This is a genomic window from Agrobacterium pusense, from assembly GCF_013285525.1.
Lineage (GTDB): Bacteria > Pseudomonadota > Alphaproteobacteria > Rhizobiales > Rhizobiaceae > Agrobacterium > Agrobacterium pusense.
The window spans coordinates 33,367-52,237 of record NZ_CP053857.1 but is presented as its reverse complement, the minus strand read 5'-3'; the positions used below and the strand labels follow the sequence as shown (position 1 = coordinate 52,237).

Here is an 18,871-nt window from a genome sequence, read left to right as displayed (position 1 = left end):
CGCTCCGTGCTTCCTATTTTCCGTTGTTCTCTCCGCTTGGCTTGATGCCGGCGGCGGTTAAGACCGCGTTGCGGACCTGGGCTTCCGGCAAAAGCTCGGCCAGCAGTTCCGAAAAATCCATGCGTCCCCTGCGCACCAGTGTCTCTATGGCAAGGGAGATCGGTGAATGCGGCTCGGTACGGCGGAAGTAACGCGCAACCGAGAGAAGAGTTTCAAATGCTTCGTCGCGCGAAAATATGCCTTCCGGTGCGGGCACGGCGGGACGCACGGTCGCCAGGCCGCTCTCGTCTGAACCGCTGATGCCCACAGGCTCCTGTACGACGGGTGCCGGCTCCTGGTCACGCCCGCCGAGCGAGCGAATTGCAGACGCTGCTTCGACAAGCGTGTTGCGGATATGGGAACTCGGGGGTGCGGATTGCCCGCAGCGCTCGGCAAGGATGGACATGATGGCATCAAACGAGGAGAGGCACGCAGTCACCTCTGCCAACTGGGATGACATGGCCGCAACGCCAGTTTCAGATGCAAGCCGATATAGCTCTTCGCGACGTTTGCTCTCATTTGGGCGCTGCGCGAGTTGAAAGTCCCAGAGGCTGTGTTCGCCAAATTTGCCGCCCGGGATCAATGAGGCGAGGCGCAAAGGCTGAACAAGAGTTCCTTCGCTGCCGACACCGTTAAGTCCCGCTAAAGGTGCAAATTTTTCTTCGTCATTATCGTCGCTGATCGACCGCAGCGAGTCCCAGTGGTTGTAAAATAGCTCTTTTCCGAGATCGTAGATTTCGCGCAGACCATGGAAGCCACGCAAGCGCAGCGATGCTTCCGCAAGCCACGCCAATATTTCTACATCCTTGCTTTCGGAATATATAATCTGCAATCCAAGATTGCTGACATTATCCCAGCTACTGGATATTTTCAGGTTATCCTCCGGAGAAGCGGCCCGCTCTTCTGTACGAGCATGGTTTCTTTCGTCCTTAATTCTATAGTATATTTCACGCGTTCTTGCATTGACCCGGATATTTTCTCCGCAATCATTCAAAAATTCTATATCTGTCTTAACGTTTGGCGCAGTCAACGTCAGTCTATCTCCGAGAAATAGTAATGGATTTTTTGTAGTTACTTCCCTTACGTAAGGCTATTCATAAGACAGACTTATTCTAAATGTGTCTAAATTGTGGCGTCTAGTGGTTAATCTCACCTGACAAAAAATCAACTTCGGGGTGGACAAGTTGGTTTCATCATCATATTTACTCCACGTAACGTTGTGGAATGAACCCGGGCAGGAGGCTCATTTGCATGTCGCATATCGATCTCAACCGCCTTGTTGGAGCGCTTGAGCCAGACCTGCGCATTACCCTTGAGGCTGCGGCTTCTGTTGCGGTGCGCATGGGGCACCGATACGTGGATATCCCGCATTGGCTGCTTGCGGTTGTGGATTCCGGCATCTACGCGAAAACGTTCGAAGAATTAAAAATTCCACTTCCGGTATTGCAGGCTGAAATCAGCCGCAGTCTGGAGGAGGCCATCATCGGCGACGGAGAGGCTTTATCGCTCTCCCAGAACATCCTCACGGCGACCCGGGAGGCGTGGATTCTCGCATCGCTGGAGGCTGGCCGCGACCGTGTCACGCTTTGCGATCTGCTGTTGGCGATGGATGAGGAAACCTCACTTCGCTCTTATTTCCGTTCGGCATTTCCCTCTCTCAAGGCGATGGATCGCACCTCGCTAGAGCGTCTTCGCAGCTCAACCGAAAACGGCGCAGGCTTGGATGTTCCGTCCGCGTTGGCAGGCTCAGGGCAGGCAGGGACCGGACAGTCTGCTGGCCAGAGTGATTTCTTGCGCCTTTACACCCAGGACATGACCGCAGATGCCCGCAATGGCAAGGTTGACCCTGTTATCGGCCGCGATGACGAGTTGCGCCAGCTCGTAGATATTCTTACGCGCCGCCGACAGAACAATCCCATCCTGGTAGGTGAGGCGGGCGTTGGCAAAACGGCGGTTGCAGAGGCGCTGGCGCTGGAAATCGCGTCTGGCAACGTTCCGGAAAAGTTGCGCAATGTCCGCCTGCTGAACCTCGATATTTCGCTGCTTCAGGCCGGTGCCGGCGTGAAGGGTGAGTTTGAGCGCCGCCTTCATGGCGTGATCGATGCGGTCAAACGTTCGGCCGAACCGGTCATCCTGTTCATCGATGAAGCCCACGGCCTCGTTGGTGCGGGTGGTGCGGCCGGGCAGGGCGATGCGGCCAATATTCTCAAGCCCGCTCTGGCGCGCGGTGAAGTGCGCACTGTCGCGGCGACGACCTGGAGCGAATACAAGAAATATTTCGAAAAGGATGCGGCGCTAACCCGCCGTTTCCAGCCTGTGCACGTGCGCGAGCCGGATGAGAAGACCGCCATACGCATGTTGCGCGGTGTCGCTGACAGCTTCGTTTGCCATCACAACGTTGTCGTTCGTGACGAGGCGATCGTGGCCGCGGTGCAATTATCCGCACGCTACATGCCCGCGCGTCAGTTGCCGGACAAGGCCGTCAGCCTTCTCGATACGGCCGCGGCCGCCGTCTCACTGGCACGGCAGACCCTGCCGGAGCGGCTGCGCGCTATGGAAAGCGAACGGCGCCTTCTCACCGATGAGTTGAACTGGCTTCTGCGTGAACCGCAGGATGATGAGATTGACAGCCGTATTCAGTCGATACGCGGCGAAGTCGAAAAGCTTGAGAGCGGGATCGATGATCTGCGCAGCCGTTACGACGCGGAGATGGCTCAGCTAAGCGAAGACCAGCCGGTTGAAGGCGATGTTTCCAATGTCTCGCCCCTGCGGCCTGCGGTCGAGACGAGACCGGCAAATGCCGAAAGACTTGTCCAGACAGTTGTTGATCGTGAGGCGATCGCCGCCGTCGTTTCGCGATGGACCGGAATTCCACTTGGCAAACTTCTGGCGGACCAGATCGAAAGTGCCCGGACACTCGATGCGCGGATGCGGCAGCGCGTGGTCGGGCAGGATGCTGCAATTGCCCGGATCGCCGATGCTATGCGCACGGCGCGGGCCGGATTATCCGATCCGCGCCGCCCGCCGGCCGTTTTTTTCCTTGTCGGCATGTCCGGAACGGGAAAGACCGAAACCGCGCTGTCGCTTGCCGATATGCTCTACGGCGGCAACAGTCATCTGACGACAATCAACATGTCGGAGTTCAAGGAAGAGCATAAGGTTTCGCTGCTTCTCGGTTCGCCGCCCGGTTACGTCGGTTTCGGCGAAGGCGGCGTGTTGACGGAAGCGGTGCGCCGCCGGCCGTTCGGCGTTCTGCTCTTGGATGAGATCGACAAGGCTCACCCCGGCGTCCAGGATATTTTCTATCAGGTGTTTGACAAGGGCGTGTTGCGCGATGGCGAAGGCCGCGACGTGGATTTCAAGAACACCACTATCTTCATGACGGCCAATACAGGCTCGGAGTTGCTCTCGGCGCTGTCGGCCGATCCCGACACGATGCCGGAAGGCGAAGCGCTGGAAGCGCTACTGATGCCGGAGCTTACCAAACAGTTCAAGCCCGCGTTCCTCGGGCGCACGATCATTCTGCCCTTCATGCCGCTTGGGACTGAGGCGCTTGCAAGGATCGTGGATATTCAGATTGGCAAGATCAGGGAACGTGTGCTCGCAACATATGGCACCGGCCTGACCCTGTCCAATACGGCGCGAGATGCCCTGGTGGCGCGCGCCGGTGCAAGTGAGATTGGCGCACGCGCCATTGAAATCATGATCGGCAAGGATCTCCTGCCGCCTCTTTCCAGCTTTTTCCTCGAAAAGGTCATCGCGGGAGAGCGTGTCGGGAAGATTGTTGTCGATTTTGGTGAAAACGGGTTCGGCATTCGTGCCGAAGAGGCTGGGGAAGCAGATGAATTCGCCGTAACCGAAGAGGTTGGGGTGGATAAAGTTGCCGCGTCGGATGGGGCTACCCGACGCATGCGGCATTAAACGAAGGGTAACTCGGCCTCGGAGCAAGAGGTCATTTTAGCTACAGGAGCTTACAGCATGCCAATTTATCTGCAGATTGACGGTATCCAGGGCGACGCCACCCATGAGGAACATCGTAAGTGGATGGATATTGAAGCCATTCACTGGAACGTGGCCCGCAACATGAACACCTCTGCTGGTTCTGCTGCAAACCGCGAGGCATCCGAACCGACCATTTCGGAAGTCATTCTGACCAAGGTTAGCGATTCTTCTTCCACCAAGCTTTTCCAGGAAGCCTGCGCCGGCCGGACCGGCAAGCTCGCAACCATTCATCTGGTGACCACGGGTAATCCGGGCAACACCTATATCGAGTATCTGCTGACAAACACGCTTATCGCCAGCTACTCGGTGGATTCCAGCGGTGACCGTCCGGTGGAAACCGTCAAGCTCAACTTCACGAAGATGGAAGTGAAGTACACGCCGTTCGACGACAACAACTCGCCGCAGTCTCCGATGATCGCCTCCTACGATCTGGCGACGACGAAGGCTGCCTGATCGTGACGCGACCCGGTGCCGGCGTTGCCGGCACCGGAACGTTTTCATTGCAGTTTTGCAGCTCACGTCGTGATGTTTCACGTCGACTTTGGTCGAGGCGGTTTTTTGATGCGCTCCTTATATGCGTTTTTTGTTTCCGTGCCGGTTGTTCTGGCATCGTCCGGTCTTTCGCCGGTCAACGCAGCGGAACGGACATGGATATTCTCTGCTGCCGAACTCAAGCAGGCCATCGAGGGTAAGCTTGCCCCGGAGGTAACCGATCCGGAAATGCGGCGGCTGGTTTCCGTTGCAAAATCAAGCGCCTATATCGCCGGCGTGGCCGATCTGACGAGCGGATCGGACTGGTGTGGTGCAGGCGCCGTGGCGCCCCATGAACTCACCGACCGGATCTACACCTATCTCGGCGATCTTCCTGCGGAAAAACTGGATGAACAGGCAGCCACTCTCGTGCGGGAGGCGCTCAAGGTCTCCTTTCCCTGTGAGCAGAAAAGTAACTAGTGGGACGAACCATGCGCGTTAACTTCGACACTCTCTACAAGAATTATCCGAGCAGCGACCCGTCGCATCCGAACTATCTCAGCCAGCGTGATCTTTTCACGGAAATTGGCTGGGATGATTTTATCGGTAACCCGAACTATCACAATACCTGTGCCATCCGCGTCAGCATCGCTTTCGTGAAATCGGGGATCAACATCGTGCCATCCTCGCATCGCATCCAGAAAGGTCCCTATGCGGGGAAGGGCATTGAGGTCAACATGCGCCGCCTTGCAAATCTGATGAAACGGACGAGCTATCTCGGCGAGCCCGAGCCGTTTACCCCCGCGACAGCGCGTAATGGCATCGGCGCGCGTAACGGTGTTGTGGCGTTCAACAATATCCCTGGTTACACCGGCGGCGGCCATATCGATCTTGTGCGGGGTGGCTCAGAGGCCACCCAATGCGCATCAGCCTGCTACTACAATTCGGAAACGATCTGGTTCTGGCCACTTCAGTCCAGCCGCGGGTCCTGATTAGGAGTGTTCCATGGACGACCAGTCGTCACTTTCTGATTTCGTTCAGGCAAGCCGCGTCCTCAAGGTCAAGTCGCCCCTTGGCGAGGATCAGCTTCTGCCGGAGCGTCTGACCGTCGAGGAAGGCGTGTCGCAGCTCTTTGACATTCGCCTGACGGTGCGTGCCAAGAAGGAAGCGGTCAAGCCCGAGGAACTGATCGGACGGCTGGTCGATGTTTCGATCGAAATCAGCCAGGGCGAGGGTGAGGGCGGCGGCATCCGCCGTCCCTTTAATGGCCTTGTAACAGAGCTCCATGAAGGTCCTCCGATCACGCGTGGGTTGCGTTCTTATTCGATGACCATCCGGCCACAGATGTGGCTTCTGTCGCGGCGTTCCGACTGCCGTATCTGGATGGACAAGACGGCAGTGGAGATCGTCGAGACGCTGTTTTCCGAACACGGCATTCCCGCACCCGATACGTCAGGCATTATTTCGCCGCCGCCTGCACAGCACTACAGCGTGCAGTTTAACGAGACCGATCTGGATTATCTCACCCGCCGTTTCGAAGAGGACGGCCTGTTCTACTGGTTCAGCCACGAGGACGGTTCCCACAAGCTGCATGTGGCCGACAGCGCCAGCGGTTGGCTCGGGCCGTCTCCGGCTGCCCAGGGGGAGGGAACGGTGCGTCTGGCGCAGGGTTCGTCGGATCGCAACCACATCAATGACTGGGCGCGGCGGTTCTCCTATGTCTCCGGCCAGCGGGCGGGTGCGGACTGGAATTTCGAGACGCCGGGCATGGTGCCGGGCACGATGACGCCATCACTGGTGCAAATGCCGGATGCGATGAAGCGCGAGCTTTACGAATATCCGGCTCGCATCAGGACAGTGGAGGAGGCGGAGCGGGCGCAGAAACTGCGCACCCAGGCGATCGAGGCCGACCACGACCGGGTATTCGGGTCCTCGACCTCACGCATTCTCGAAGCCGGCCGTCGCTTTACGCCTTACGAGGTCGCCCATCCCGAACATTCCTATGAAGAGCATGTGATCATCAGGGCAAGCCACAGCATTGTCGATCTCTCCTATGAGACAAACAGTAACGAGCCTGAGTATCGCAACCACTTCGAGGCAATTCCGGCCCGCGTGCCATTGACGCCGCACCGGGTGACGAAGCGCCCACGTATCGAAGGCACGCAGGTGGCGATCGTCGCTGGCCCCGAGGGTGAGGAAATCCACCCCGATCAATATGGCCGCATCAAGCTGTGGTTTCCATGGGATCGCAAGGCGAAGAAGGATGGTACGGATACGTGCTGGGTGCGGGTAGCACAGAACTGGGCGGGCTCCACCTGGGGCGGTCAAATCATCCCCCGCATCGGCATGGAAGTGATGGTTGCCTTTGTCGATGGCGATCCGGACCGGCCACTGGTGACCGGCGTGGTGCCGAATGCGCGTCAGACGGTGCCTTATGACCTCCCTGCCAACAAGACCAAGAGTACATTCCGGACTAACACGCACAAAGGTTCGGGCTTCAACGAACTCACTTTCGAAGACGAGAATGGCCGCGAGGAAATTTACATTCACGCCCAGAAAGACCGCAATGAAAAAATCCGAAACAATCACAGCGAACGGATTGATAATAACTGGGTCCAGTCGGTTGGCCACAATAAGTCGATCGAGGTTCGCAACAACCACCACGAGGTTATTGGTGGCAATATGATGGTTACAGTTGGGCCGAGCGGGATCGGAAGGGTCGTGAATTCGGTGCTGAATTCGCTTGTGAGCGGGATTGGCGACGTTGCAAAGAACCTCGGTTTCCCAGGGCTTCTCAATCCTGGCGAGGGCAATATGTCCGTCATCGTCGAGAAGAACAATACTGAAAGCGTGGGTGTGTTCAAAGCCGTCAACGTAGGGGCCGGAATGGCTACCAATGTCGGTATGTCCTACAGCGTCAATGCAGGAACGCGTGTCAATCTCATGAGCAACGACACAATGTCGCTATCTGCGCAAAACAGCGCAACCGTACATAGCGGCGGCGAATTGCACCTGACTTGCGGAAAGGCCAATGTTTTGATGCATGAGGATGGAACTGTCACGTTGAGCGGTACGAAGCTCTTTCTCGACTTTGCAGAGATCGAGATCAATGGCGAACAGCGTGTTGTCGTCAATGGCGGAAGGATAGATTTGAATTGAGAAGCAATATGATGAGAATCCTGGCCCCGGCATGTGTGATCCTTATGGCCTCCAGCTCTTTTTCCTTTGCACTTGAATGCGAAACCGATCCGGCCAAATTCGCCTTCACATCGGATACGCCATCCACCTTCAATATCGGAGAGAAGCAGGATGTTGACCGAGCCTATGCAGGGCTTGCGGCCCGTCTTGGTCCGTTAGACAGCTATACGAAAACGCGCATTTTCTATTCTAAAGGTTATGAGGACATCAGGGACTACGACTGTAGGGACGAAAAGTGCCGAGCGATGGAGGTTCTGGAGGGGCTCCAGCAATGTGGCGCGGGCGGCGTGGCCAAGAAGGACGCGTGTTATCCACTGGCGGTCGTTTATAAACAGAAGCTCTATTGCCTTCTTTATCCGGGACAGCAGAACTTCGATCCGTCGAAACCGTTCGTACCCTATGTGCCATTCAAATACGGTCAGGCGGAGCAATGAGCGACAGCGCATTTCCCTATGGCAACGACTTGAAAACTCCCGACTCCTGGGCTGGATTGGCACATACCAAATCCCAGTCATGGCTGATTGGTTATGACAGTGGCGCATCGCTGATTCTTGGTGCGCACACCTTTTTGTTGTTCGGCCGGGAGAACCTGTGCGCCTGTGTCGCCTCGTTCTACGGGGCCGGCCTCTCAGCAGGTTATGGCATGTCCAATGCCGCTAAGCGCGTTGAACGCGGCGGAGGGCAGTCAATGAGGATCGGTCAAGGCGGCGGTGCTTCCGAACAACTCAAGACGATAGAGGATATGAAAACCGCAAAGGACATATCGGACATCCCGACAGCGGGAGACCAGTATGATTCCGCTGAAAAAATTTATCGTTTTCTTGCTGCGCAACAGAACGGAATGAGCGCTCTCAAACCGTTTTGTATCAACGATCTGGATTACACCATGGGGTGGGTCTCAGGGGCGTCTGTTGATGCGGCAATAGGGGTCGGGACATATTACCTTGCCGACGCCCGTAATCTTTTCAAAGGGGCGACGGCCCTCAATGTCAAAACCGAGGCTACCTTGGTTGGCGCGTCCCTGGGTTCCATGATGGGCTTTTGGCGAGTTAAAAAATGGTACTCGTTGTGGAACGAGTTGTCCCGGTCAAAACGCGAGGAATACCCATTCCAAGCCTACAACGTTCATCCATTTTTCCGTGAATGGAAGTCGGAAGAATATACCTATCAAAAGCAGCTTGATCGTATTGCGGAACAGGACCGTATCATCAACTCGATCACTAGGGACATGCAGGTCAATCCCGCTAAATACGGTTTCCCTGATTCCGGCTATGCACTGCAGAGGTCGGTAGAAATGACCGAGAAATTCTATTCGGGTGCGCGTTCCCCTGACAGTAACCCGTTCATGCCTTGGGTACCTATGGACAAGCAACATATATTCTATGAGGGGAGGTGAGCCGCATGGTATCAAAGCCAGTGAAATTTGACGACGGGTCGAATCCGGCGGGAATTTGGCTAGAGCTCCATTCCACCGAGCGCCAGTGGAAAAATACCTATGTACGCATGCTCAATGCGGGTGGCTCAAGCCGTGACATAGCTCTGAAAGCGATAAGAACCCAACATGAGCTGTTGGCAAATCTAGCACAATTCTCTGCCGACAGATGGAGAATGCTGTGCGATGGCCAAGGCTGGACACCGGTGGGCTGCTCCGCTTTGTCGTGGTGTCAGGGGGATGTCACCTTTTCCGAGGTCGCAGGACGCGGCAAAAGTTTGCATTGGCAGATCGACCCTGAAATCGGCAGCGATTTTGCTGCCCTTATGCTCAATCCCGCTATTGTTCCGGTAGATCTGAGTGCGCTTCTGCGCACCGAGGATGACGATTTTGCCGTTGCGCTCGCCTTGGCCTCGAAGCCCGAACGGCTCCCTGGATCGTTTGTCCCGCCGCAGGGAGCACGGCTTGGGTTACTGACACGCGCCATGCTTCAGGCGCGCTGAAAAGGGGATACAGCCGATGCCCAAAGCTCATCGCCGCGCCGATATAGGTTCCTCCCATTCCTGCCATTTTCCACCCACACCGGCGACCGGTGGTAGTAATAATGTCTATGTGAATGGTCGGCCGCTGATGCGCGTCGGGGATGCCTATTTGCCGCATGGCTGCCCATCCTGCCCGAAGCCCTCACATCCGCGGGCTTTGGCGGCTGGAGCATCCACCGTCTTCATCAACGGCAAGCGGGCCGGTCGAGTAGGCGATGCGATAGACTGTGGCGGCAATGCGCAAACCGGTTCGACCGACGTCTACATCGGCGACCGTGAGCCAAAGGGCGGCAGTGATGCCACCTCGTGCCAGACAAGCATGGCCGCGCGGTCCGTTCCGACGGTTAGAGGATAAGATGCAGAGTGAGCTTAACGACGGAGCGGAGGTGCCAGCGGTCGGTCAGGTTTATCTGAAACGCCTCTCTCGGATTGCGGACAGTTGCGACAGGCGAATCTATGCGGTGCTGGACGGAGCTCTCTTCGGTAACCTAACAGCGGATCTTTCGGCGGCTGGTTTGTGCCACAGGCCGCTCTATCGGTCGGCTGGTTCCAATTCCGCAATTGTGCTCGGCGGGCCGTGGCTCGTTTCACTTAGTCTTTCGCCGCCGGTCTCAAGTGGGCCGGATAGCTTGGTCGAGACGGCGGAGCCAAGCGACGAGGAACTGCAGGCGCTGGCAGCGAAATTGTCGAATGACATGGCGAAAGCAGTGGCCAATGGTGATGACAGTGGCCGCGGCTTGATGCCAGCCGACGAGATCAACTTGCCTGGGCGGGTAAAGAGCAGAATAGAGGCCCTGCTCAAGCTTATCGCAGACAGGCCGGCTGTGGTATTCTGGGTCGGTGATCGCGCCCTTTCTGAGGAAAAAATCTACAGGCATCTTCGTGGTATTAACCGTATCCTTCTGCCGCTTGAGCGAGACGCGCACGCGGGATTGAGCGGTTCGGTTTCCGGAGAAGCCGGAGATATCTCCTTGGCAGCTGGCGATGCGCAAGAAGGGGCATCGTTCGCCCTTGATCTTGAAGAGGCGCGGGGGCGTAGCGAAATTGTTGTTTTCCGCCATGCCGACCCGAATGTCATGATGCAGGTGTTGCCGGCGCTTTCGCCGCAACAGGTGGTGCGCCTTATGGGCCCGGCCGAAGAAATCTACTTCGCTCCGTCCGAGGCATGGGGTGGGAGCATCAAGCGCGCTCATCGACCAGTTGATGGCGTCGCGCAAGGCGGCATGTTGCGCCTGACTCCTGAGAATATTGAGGCCATCAGTGCATCGCGAATGGTCGCCGCGCGTCGCCGCCGAGTGGCGGCCTTTCAAAGGTCCGCGCCGCACTTGCTACAAGGCATGGACGAGCGCGAGGCGCTCATATTCATGGAACGATATGAAACACAGGCACGAATTTACGGGTTGAAAACCGAGCGCGGATTCTTTCAGTGGACCTACCTTATGAGCGCAAGCAACGGGCGCTTCATCGAAGCACCTGATATTCGCCAGAACCTCAAAGGCCGCAATCCTGACGCTCGGCTGGATGAAATGATGCGGCTGATGGCGAATGCGGCGAAAGAACGGGGGGGGGCATGACTGCCGTGGCTGCTGCTGGCGGGGAGGTTCTGCTTGGCCGTGCGGCTGCAGGCGTAGCAACGAGGCTCGGTGCCCGCGCCGCGCTCGGTTTTCTTGGGCCAGTTGGTGCAGCAATCGGCCTCGCCATGCTGGCCTATGAAGGCTACGAACTCTACAAGATGTACAATGAGAGCCATTCTGAACCCGCCGATGGCGAGGCGGGAAGCTGCACTGGGAACTGCGATTCGGCAAAGGCGGAAGAACAGAAGAAGCGGCAAGAGGAACTGGAAGATGAAGCGGGCGTCAGTCAACAGACCAAGGGCAAGACAAAACACGGCGAAAAGGATGGCGGTATGGCGGAAGCCGAACGCGACTTCGATTCCTTGAAACCGGACAAGGAGAAAGGTATCGAAACCCAATACGGGCCGGGCCGCACGGGGGAACTGGAAGACGGCAGCAAAGTTACTGTCCGTCCGGGAAGCTCTGACGGTCGTCCGACGTTGCAGATACGTAGGCCAAACGGTCGTCAGACCGAGATTCGGTATAATGACGGACCTGGGGTTTAATTATGGACTTCATTGGAAAAGATTGCACGCTGGACCATCTGGCGATTCGAAACAGAAATTTCGCGGCGAGGATTTACCCCGAATTTCCGAGCGAGGAGGAAATCGCTCTTGTCGCCGCGCGTATCAGTAGTGACGAGATTGATTTCGCTGCTTACGAGTACGGTCAGCTTCCGCGCCGTTTTGCACCGCAACCGGTCGGGTTGATGCTTGATGCACTGTTTGAAAATTCGCCCTATAGCCTTCTGATCCATTTTTCAGCTCATGATCTCTGGATCTGGGCGCCGGAGGATCACGAATACTTCGTTGTCTTTGGTGATACCAATCTGGTCCAGGCGATAGAACGAAGTGATATTTTCTCATACAGCTTTGCTGAGTACCTTGGCAGTGGTGTTTTGTCGCAAGCGACAGTCACACATCTTCGCGGCGTAGCGTCGAACTATACGATCGGGTAATGGCGGATGAACCCACTGAGGGCTGATCACGGATGTACGGGAAGGGTCTGGGAATGTGTTCGCTGGCCGGTACCTAGGTCATCTACACCAAGAGCGGAACGAATGCGATCGCGAAGGTCAACGATTTGGACCTCGAGTTCAGCGTTTAAGCGCATCTTGCAGATTTGCCGAGCCAGAGGAGGAATTTGTATCCGCTGAACGTCGAGGTGGCTTTGAACAGCCCGCATGGCCACGCGCAACCGCAGCGCAATACGCAGGCACGTCAATTTTAGACCTCGGCCTAAACTGGATGACTAAGATCGCTATTGCCTCCTACCGCTTGCCGAACAAAATCACATTGTCTTGGCCCCGGTGAGGCGCGGCAGGGGGCTTGCCGAAACCAGTCTGGTCGACAAGCGATGCCAAGGGCAACCTAAGCCTAGCGTTTCAGTTAAAGCAAAGAGACTAGCATCATAGCCCAAACAAAGACGAGCATCGCGATGCAGGCCGGGCGGAAGAGGTAAAATCGCTGCCAGTTCGTGATGCGGAGGTCGTTATAGTGCATGGATCTGTCAAGTTTGACGTGATCCATGTTGCTGTCGACAGAGAAATCACCACCATTCTTCTTGTAGAAGTTACGCTCCCGAATCTGCGCGACAATCTGTTGTACAGTCAGAAGGCTAACCGCGATCAGAGCCGCAGCAAAAATGACGATCTCAAGTGCCAGCAAGCGTTTCTCCTATGCGATCAGTTGAAACGGCGACGTATCCGGGTTTGAATTAAATCGTGGGACGAAGTGCCAAATCGCTTCAATGGACGCAATTGTTGTTCAAAACTACGCAATGTCGATTTTTTCGTCCAGTATCTGACAATGATGTGACGCGATATTTCGGACAGGTGAGAGATGGAATTCCGCGAGCTCGATGCGGACACAGGATAAACTGTCAGTGACGTCCTACATGATGGCATCAGATAGTGCCGGAAGAAAGTAGCTCGGGTGGCTGTAGAGAAAGGCAAGCAGACTGTGGATCCTTCTCGGAAGGCACTTGCACCGAGGCTGTATGCGATCCTGGCACGGTCAGCGAGAACAGGTGTCATATTTCGGCGCGGCCCGAGCCGGCTGGTGCAGCTCATTCGCTGGGACTTGCGCACAGACACTTTTGAACATGGTCAATGGTTGAAGGGGCGGGTCTACGAAAGACGCTGCGATCTTTCTCCGTCCGGGGAACTTCTGGTCTACTTCGCAGCCACAAATCGCCCGCCCTACGGGAGCTGGACGGCCATATCGAAGCCGCCATTCTTTACCGCATTGACGCTTTGGCCAAAAGGAGACGCGTGGGGAGGAGGCGGTGTTTTCGAGGACGAGAACAAACTGCTTCTCAACCATTCATTTGACGATAACCGCGTCTCGCTCGCTCCTGGTTTTCGATTGAAGCGAGGCATGCAAGTGGACCCGTGCGGTATATTGTCGGGACGTGGAGAGGACGAGCCCATCAGCGGCTTCATACTTGCGCGTGACGGTTGGCGTGTGATCGACGCCGGTGAGGGGCAAACCAATGGCCTGAAGGCCTCGACCTTTTACAGCTTCAATAAGCCGCGTGTCCTGCAAAAACCGGGTGCAAACGGCCGGCGCCTTCAGATGGTTCTTCATTCGATCGGTCGCAGTCAAAAGGCGTGGTACGGACTGAACTACCGCGTGTATGACCGGGACGGAACATTGCTTGTCGACCTTCCGGAAACGGATTGGGCAGACTGGGATGGCGGCGATCTGGTGTTTGCACGCGGCGGGTGCCTCTATCGGCTGGCAAAAAGCGACTTCCGATCCGGTGATGTCATGCCTATTGAGTTTTCCTCGCGCCTGCATGACTTCAACGGCGCAGGTTTCTCCGCCCTGGCAGCTCCGCACGCCGCTCGTCACTACTGACGCACCCAGCCTCGCCGGGAGCTTTGATCTCAGGCATTACTCATCCACTTGTATCTTCGGGTCGTAACCGCCTTACGATTTCACCGGAAACGCGGAACTGTGTGCCGCCCACCCGGACCGAGTAGAGGTCGGTCGGCTCGACTTCGTCCGGTTCAATATCCTCAATGCGCAGCAGTCCTGTATCGGTTATCGCGTAAACATGGCGTGCGTCCACTGCGAATACACGGTTGAGGAAATGCAGACTGGCTGGATCGATTCCCGGTATCTTTTTGCGATAACTGCCTCCGACCAGCATCTCGCCGCTCGCGTCAATCAGAAGCTGCTCGTGGACGCCACGTGCTGTGGCGGGGTTGACCTTGCCGGGCCGGCCGATGGGCTTCCCGCGATAAAGCAGGGTGTCGCCCATCCGTGCAAAGGAATAGCCGAGCGATTCCACCGCTGCTGGATTGTCGATGCCGCGCTTGCGCACACCTTCCACGATCAGCCCCTTTGCGTCACGGGCATAGGCGCCGCCCAAAACCTCGAAGCTTGCCATGTCGACTTTGACGACAGCAAGCTCTGGTAAAGGGGCTGTACTGTCGATGTAATAGGCCTGCTGCTTGTCTTTGAACCAGGGGCCGTCGAGCTTTTCGAAGCTCGCCGGATCGGCTTTCTTAACGGGCTCCATTCCGTAACTTTCGAGGCCGGGCAAGAAGTAGCGCAGTCCGTGCCGATCCTGTGCGAACACATCAACGATGTGTCGGAAGCTGCCGTGATCGAAATGATCAAGTGAGACCCATTCGGCTTCCTGCGGACGCCGTGGCCTAACCAAAATCCTGCTTCCATCGCTGTAATAGAGGCCGCCGATCGGGACTGGCTCATTCCCCACAAACGCGCTTGCCGCGCGGCGTGCCTTCTCCCGGTGCCACCAGCTGTCGGCGATCTCGGGATGGTTCTCGAAATAGCCACTCCAGGACTCAAATTCTGCCGAAACTGATTGAGGTTGCCCTGCATAGTACGGGCGCTCGCTGTCATAAGCGCGATACTGACCTGCTTCTGATGCGCAGACAAAACTCTCTCGGTTCGCGTCGGGAATGAGGCTCTTCTCCCAATAGACATGCTTCCTATCAGCGAAATATCTGCCTTCGTCGCCGATGGAATGGAAACTGGCCGCATCCGCGCCTTCAATCGCGACCCCGTAAGCATAGACTTTGCGACTGTCCTTTCCGTAGTGACTCTCTTCGATACGGATGCCCGGTTTCTGGCCGCTGCCGTAATAATAGCTGACGATCCCGAATGTACCCGGCTCCTCGGTGGGAAGGCGCAAGTTGGTAATGTAATAACCGGCGGCCTTGTCGACACCATAACGTTGGTTGAGAACGGTGAAGCTGTCCGGATCGGCGCCACGCGCTGTGAACCAGAAAAGCTTCGTTGGCGTCTCGCCCTGGCCGTAGACATGTCTATCGTCGCAAAACCAGCGGTCACCAAGCTGTCGAAAGGTGAAGGGGTCGACCCCGGACAACGGGACGCCCTTGCGGTCGCGGATTGGTGCGCCGTCCACATAGACCTGATGGCCATTGTGGATATAGCGGATGGTTGGAAATCGTCTTTCTCCGATGTAATGCGCGACCCAGTCAACATCGGCGAAGGGGCCGATACGAGGATTAGCTTCGACTGCCCGCCGCAAAGCCTCAAGCTCCCTGCGCATGCTGAAGGGTTCCGTTACCGGAAGGCCGATACCGTCATTCCCCGTCAGACGCTGGAAAAGCGCCCGATCCTGTTCGGGGTCGGGAAGTCCGTCCCCCCTGAACGCGGCTGCAACCCAATTTGTATTAGCGTAATGAAGTTGGCTGTAGCGCTCTCTGAACCGTCGCCAGCGCGCGGGATCTATCTTGAGACGCTCGAATATCTGTGACGCAGCATATCCGGCCTCGGCAAAAAGAGTGGCCGCATACCAATGGGCATAGGGTAGTGGGAAAAGTTCAGTCAGCTTCATTCCGCCCGAGTCCGCTCCGATCTGTGGTGTCATTGCCAGCCGTGGTTCCAAGCCAGTTTACCTGTCTATCTTGCGCCATTTTTTGCGGCCCAAAATACCAGAAAGAAACAGATATCGTAGACAGTAAGAGCTGGAAGACGGGAAAAGAAGTTGCTGTTATCGGCGCCGGAGGACCACGCTGACCAAAGGGTGAGTACATGCAGGCGCCCATTCCGCCATATGACGGTCGCATTTATATCGCCGCTGTCCTGACCTTTTTTGTCTGTCACTGAAAACCGGAAGGTGCGTGCGGGGATTCCCTGTTTTGCAAGCAGACTGTCTGCCTCACTCGATATCAGTGCGGGTGGCCGGGCATCAGGTGTCTGCCTAACAAAGTAATCCCTCACGATCGTGGCTCCGGCCATTTCCAGGTCCGGTTTTTCCTTCATGTCCTGAACTAGCAGCCATATCAGGCCAACATCTCTTCCGCCCTTGCGCCTGATCATGTGCAACTCGGCCGGCAAAGCGCCATGAAAATCGTTGATCGGTATTTCCCACTGGTCCGGGACGCGGAGTGTGATCCGCTCGTTGCCTATCCGAACAGGAACCGATTGCAGCTCTTCCCCAAAGCTTGATTCTTCTCCATTTTCCCATGACAGGATGTCAATGAACGCAACGGCGTACTTGTCGGCCCGAACCACCAGATCATAAGCCGCGTCAGCATCCGCCGCGTTGCTGACATCTGCAATGAAATTTATGCCCAGCGCCTGCTTCCCGCGAGAGAAGCAATAGCTGATAAGGGCGCTATGTGGTTTGCCGCTCTGTTCCTTAGTGCCCAGAAGCATAGCCTCTGTCAGGTCCGATGCAACTTTTGAGACGCGCGTCGTGTATCCAGCAGTGTCTGCCTGGTAAGCGCAGATCCGGAACGCTGCCGATGGCGCCTGCAGATTGTAGCCGACAAAGGTCGTCTCGATTTTCGGACTGGAGGAATCTGAAGTGATTTTTCCAACGACTTTCACATTACCGATTGTGCCAGGCTCCGTTGGGCTCATTGGCACGGTTTCGGCCGTAGCATTCAGGGAAAGCGTCCCCTCAAGATTGAGGGCGGGTGCTGAGAAATCGAATTTTCTCGTCACCGGGACGGCATTTTGAACGGTACTATCGTTATCCTGTTGAACTGCCCCCCATTTCGACCGGACAGTCGGCATAAGCAGAAAGGCTCAAGCACAGGCTTGGGTATAGGCTTATGTCTAACGAGTATCGACACGTTGAATTGCTGACGGGTGATGTTCGCCGCAGGCGGTGGACAACCGAGCAAAAGCTGACGATCATTGAGCAGAGTTTCGAACCAGGCGAGACGGTATCGTCCACCGCTCGCCGTCATGGCGTCGCGCCCAATCTGCTTTATCGGTGGCGCAGGCTCTTGAGCGAGGGAGGTGCTGCAGCTGTGGATTCTGACGAGCCGGTGGTCGGCAATTCGGAAGTGAAGAAGCTGGAAGATCGCGTCCGCGAGCTGGAGCGCATGCTCGGCCGCAAGACGATGGAGGTCGAAATCCTTCGGGAAGCCTTGTCCAAAGCAGACTCAAAAAAACGGATATCGCGGCCGATCTTGTTGCCGAAGGACGGTTCGCGATGAAGGCCGTCGCAGACACGCTGGGCGTATCCCGTTCCAACCTCATCGAGCGGCTGAAAGGCAGATCGAAGCCGCGCGGCTCCTATCACAAGGCCGAGGATGCAGAGCTTTTGCCCATCATTCGCAGGCTGGTAGATCAAAGGCCAACCTATGGCTATCGGCGGATCGCCGCGCTCCTCAATCGCGAAAGGCGAGCCGCCGATAAGCCTGTCGTCAACGCAAAACGGGTTCACCGCATCATGGGCAACCACGCCATGTTGCTGGAGAAGCATACGGCCGTTCGCAAGGGCCGCATCCATGACGGCAAGGTCATGGTCATGCGCTCGAACTTGCGCTGGTGCTCGGATGGGCTGGAGTTCACTTGCTGGAACGGCGAGGTCATCCGTCTCGCCTTCATCATCGACGCTTTCGACCGGGAGATCATCGCCTGGACGGCGGTCGCCAACGCGGGCATCTCCGGCTCTGACGTGCGCGACATGATGCTGGAGGCGGTCGAGAAACGCTTCGCAGCAACCCGAGCCCCGCACGCAATCGAGCATCTCTCGGACAACGGCTCTGCTTACACCGCGAGGGACACGAGGCTGTTTGCGCAAGCACTCAATCTGACACCCTGCTTCACGCCGGTAGCCAGCCCGCAGTCGAACGGCATGTCGGAAGCCTTCGTCAAAACGTTGAAGCGGGACTATATTCGGATATCAGCTCTACCGGACGCCCAAACAGCGCTCCGGCTCATCGACGGATGGATCGAGGACTACAACGAAATCCATCCCCATTCCGCGCTCAAGATGGCTTCCCCTCGGCAGTTCATCAGGGCTAAATCAATCTAGCCGACTTGCCCGGTGAAATGGGGTGCACTCCACCTGTGCAAAACCGGTTCCGGCGAACACCGCAACGGCGACCGAAGTTGCGACAAGCACACATGCAAAAGAACGGCATTTCTCTCGGTGTACCATCCGCTCCCCGGTCAACATCAATTGTAATTCTGCCGAACCTTGCAATGAAAAGTACAGCGACACAACCTCTGAGTTTATACCGGTGAAGACTCTGATGGAACGTCATTGGACCAAGCGCCAGACGGCCGGAATCGTGACAGCTCTCAAAAATCTCCGAGAACAGATGTCAAGGG

18 protein-coding genes are annotated in these 18,871 nt (G+C 56.6%); 14 read left to right on the top strand and 4 right to left on the bottom strand.

The features are described from left to right. Positions 1–13: 13 nt before the first annotated feature. A complete protein-coding gene (gene tssA / locus HQN82_RS13865; RefSeq protein ID WP_173615062.1) occupies positions 14–1,069 on the bottom strand; it encodes a type VI secretion system protein TssA in 1,056 nt (351 codons plus the stop codon). Between the two features lie 221 nt (positions 1,070–1,290). Here tssA and tssH point away from each other — a divergent pair, with 221 nt between their 5' ends. The 12 genes from tssH (at position 1,291) to HQN82_RS13805 (ending at position 12,255) form a co-directional block, all read left to right on the top strand. Next, entirely contained in the window at positions 1,291–3,960 is a 2,670-nt protein-coding gene (tssH, locus tag HQN82_RS13860) for a type VI secretion system ATPase TssH (protein WP_173615061.1), read from the top strand. Positions 3,961–4,017: 57 nt separating this feature from the next. Next, complete coding sequence (locus tag HQN82_RS13855) at positions 4,018–4,494, top strand: Hcp family type VI secretion system effector (RefSeq protein ID WP_004431488.1); 477 nt, start codon at positions 4,018–4,020, stop codon at positions 4,492–4,494. 108 nt (positions 4,495–4,602) lie between these two features. Then, complete coding sequence (locus tag HQN82_RS13850) at positions 4,603–4,992, top strand: Rap1a/Tai family immunity protein (protein ID WP_173615060.1); 390 nt, start codon at positions 4,603–4,605, stop codon at positions 4,990–4,992. A gap of 11 nt (positions 4,993–5,003) precedes the next feature. Continuing rightward, positions 5,004–5,504 (top strand): type VI secretion system amidase effector protein Tae4, encoded by a 501-nt coding sequence (locus HQN82_RS13845; protein ID WP_045531759.1) that lies wholly within the window; start codon positions 5,004–5,006, stop codon positions 5,502–5,504. 13 nt (positions 5,505–5,517) lie between these two features. Further along, complete coding sequence (gene tssI / locus HQN82_RS13840; RefSeq protein ID WP_173615059.1) at positions 5,518–7,671, top strand: type VI secretion system tip protein TssI/VgrG; 2,154 nt, start codon at positions 5,518–5,520, stop codon at positions 7,669–7,671. Then, a complete protein-coding gene (locus HQN82_RS13835) occupies positions 7,668–8,144 on the top strand; it encodes a hypothetical protein (protein WP_173615058.1) in 477 nt (158 codons plus the stop codon). Before tssI ends, HQN82_RS13835 begins: the two co-directional genes overlap by 4 nt. Then, positions 8,141–9,106, top strand: coding sequence for a hypothetical protein (locus tag HQN82_RS13830; RefSeq protein WP_173615057.1), 966 nt, complete (start codon positions 8,141–8,143; stop codon positions 9,104–9,106). Before HQN82_RS13835 ends, HQN82_RS13830 begins: the two co-directional genes overlap by 4 nt. 5 nt (positions 9,107–9,111) lie before the next feature. Then, a complete protein-coding gene (locus HQN82_RS13825; RefSeq protein WP_234904902.1) occupies positions 9,112–9,645 on the top strand; it encodes a hypothetical protein in 534 nt (177 codons plus the stop codon). A gap of 16 nt (positions 9,646–9,661) precedes the next feature. Beyond that, a complete protein-coding gene (locus tag HQN82_RS13820) occupies positions 9,662–10,039 on the top strand; it encodes a PAAR domain-containing protein (RefSeq protein WP_173615056.1) in 378 nt (125 codons plus the stop codon). Between the two features lies 1 nt (position 10,040). Then, positions 10,041–11,258, top strand: a complete 1,218-nt coding sequence (locus HQN82_RS13815; protein WP_234904901.1) for a hypothetical protein — start codon at positions 10,041–10,043, stop codon at positions 11,256–11,258. Continuing rightward, positions 11,255–11,803, top strand: a complete 549-nt coding sequence (locus tag HQN82_RS13810) for a hypothetical protein (protein WP_173615054.1) — start codon at positions 11,255–11,257, stop codon at positions 11,801–11,803. The genes HQN82_RS13815 and HQN82_RS13810 overlap by 4 nt, the downstream gene beginning before the upstream one ends. A gap of 2 nt (positions 11,804–11,805) precedes the next feature. Further along, a complete protein-coding gene (locus HQN82_RS13805) occupies positions 11,806–12,255 on the top strand; it encodes a hypothetical protein (RefSeq protein ID WP_173615053.1) in 450 nt (149 codons plus the stop codon). Between the two features lie 430 nt (positions 12,256–12,685). On the opposite strand, the gene HQN82_RS13800 is transcribed toward HQN82_RS13805, so the two are convergent. Next, positions 12,686–12,964, bottom strand: coding sequence for a hypothetical protein (locus HQN82_RS13800; RefSeq protein ID WP_173615052.1), 279 nt, complete (start codon positions 12,962–12,964; stop codon positions 12,686–12,688). 393 nt (positions 12,965–13,357) lie between these two features. Here HQN82_RS13800 and HQN82_RS13795 point away from each other — a divergent pair, with 393 nt between their 5' ends. Then, positions 13,358–14,158, top strand: a complete 801-nt coding sequence (locus HQN82_RS13795) for a hypothetical protein (RefSeq protein WP_234904900.1) — start codon at positions 13,358–13,360, stop codon at positions 14,156–14,158. Positions 14,159–14,198: 40 nt separating this feature from the next. Here HQN82_RS13795 and HQN82_RS13790 read toward each other — a convergent pair whose 3' ends face one another. Beyond that, positions 14,199–16,133 carry a DKNYY domain-containing protein gene (locus tag HQN82_RS13790; RefSeq protein ID WP_234904899.1) on the bottom strand — a complete coding sequence of 645 codons (1,935 nt, stop codon included), beginning with the start codon at positions 16,131–16,133 and terminating at the stop codon, positions 14,199–14,201. 65 nt (positions 16,134–16,198) lie between these two features. Then, positions 16,199–17,248, bottom strand: a complete 1,050-nt coding sequence (locus HQN82_RS13785; RefSeq protein ID WP_234904898.1) for a hypothetical protein — start codon at positions 17,246–17,248, stop codon at positions 16,199–16,201. A gap of 110 nt (positions 17,249–17,358) precedes the next feature. On the opposite strand from HQN82_RS13785, the gene HQN82_RS13780 reads away from it, so the two are divergent. Further along, positions 17,359–18,572, top strand: a protein-coding gene (locus HQN82_RS13780; protein ID WP_113344534.1) for an IS3 family transposase whose coding sequence is annotated in 2 segments (ribosomal slippage) — positions 17,359–17,695 and positions 17,695–18,572 — 1,215 coding nt in all. Because the reading frame shifts where the segments join, the coding sequence is not laid out codon by codon here. Positions 18,573–18,871 lie beyond the last annotated feature (299 nt).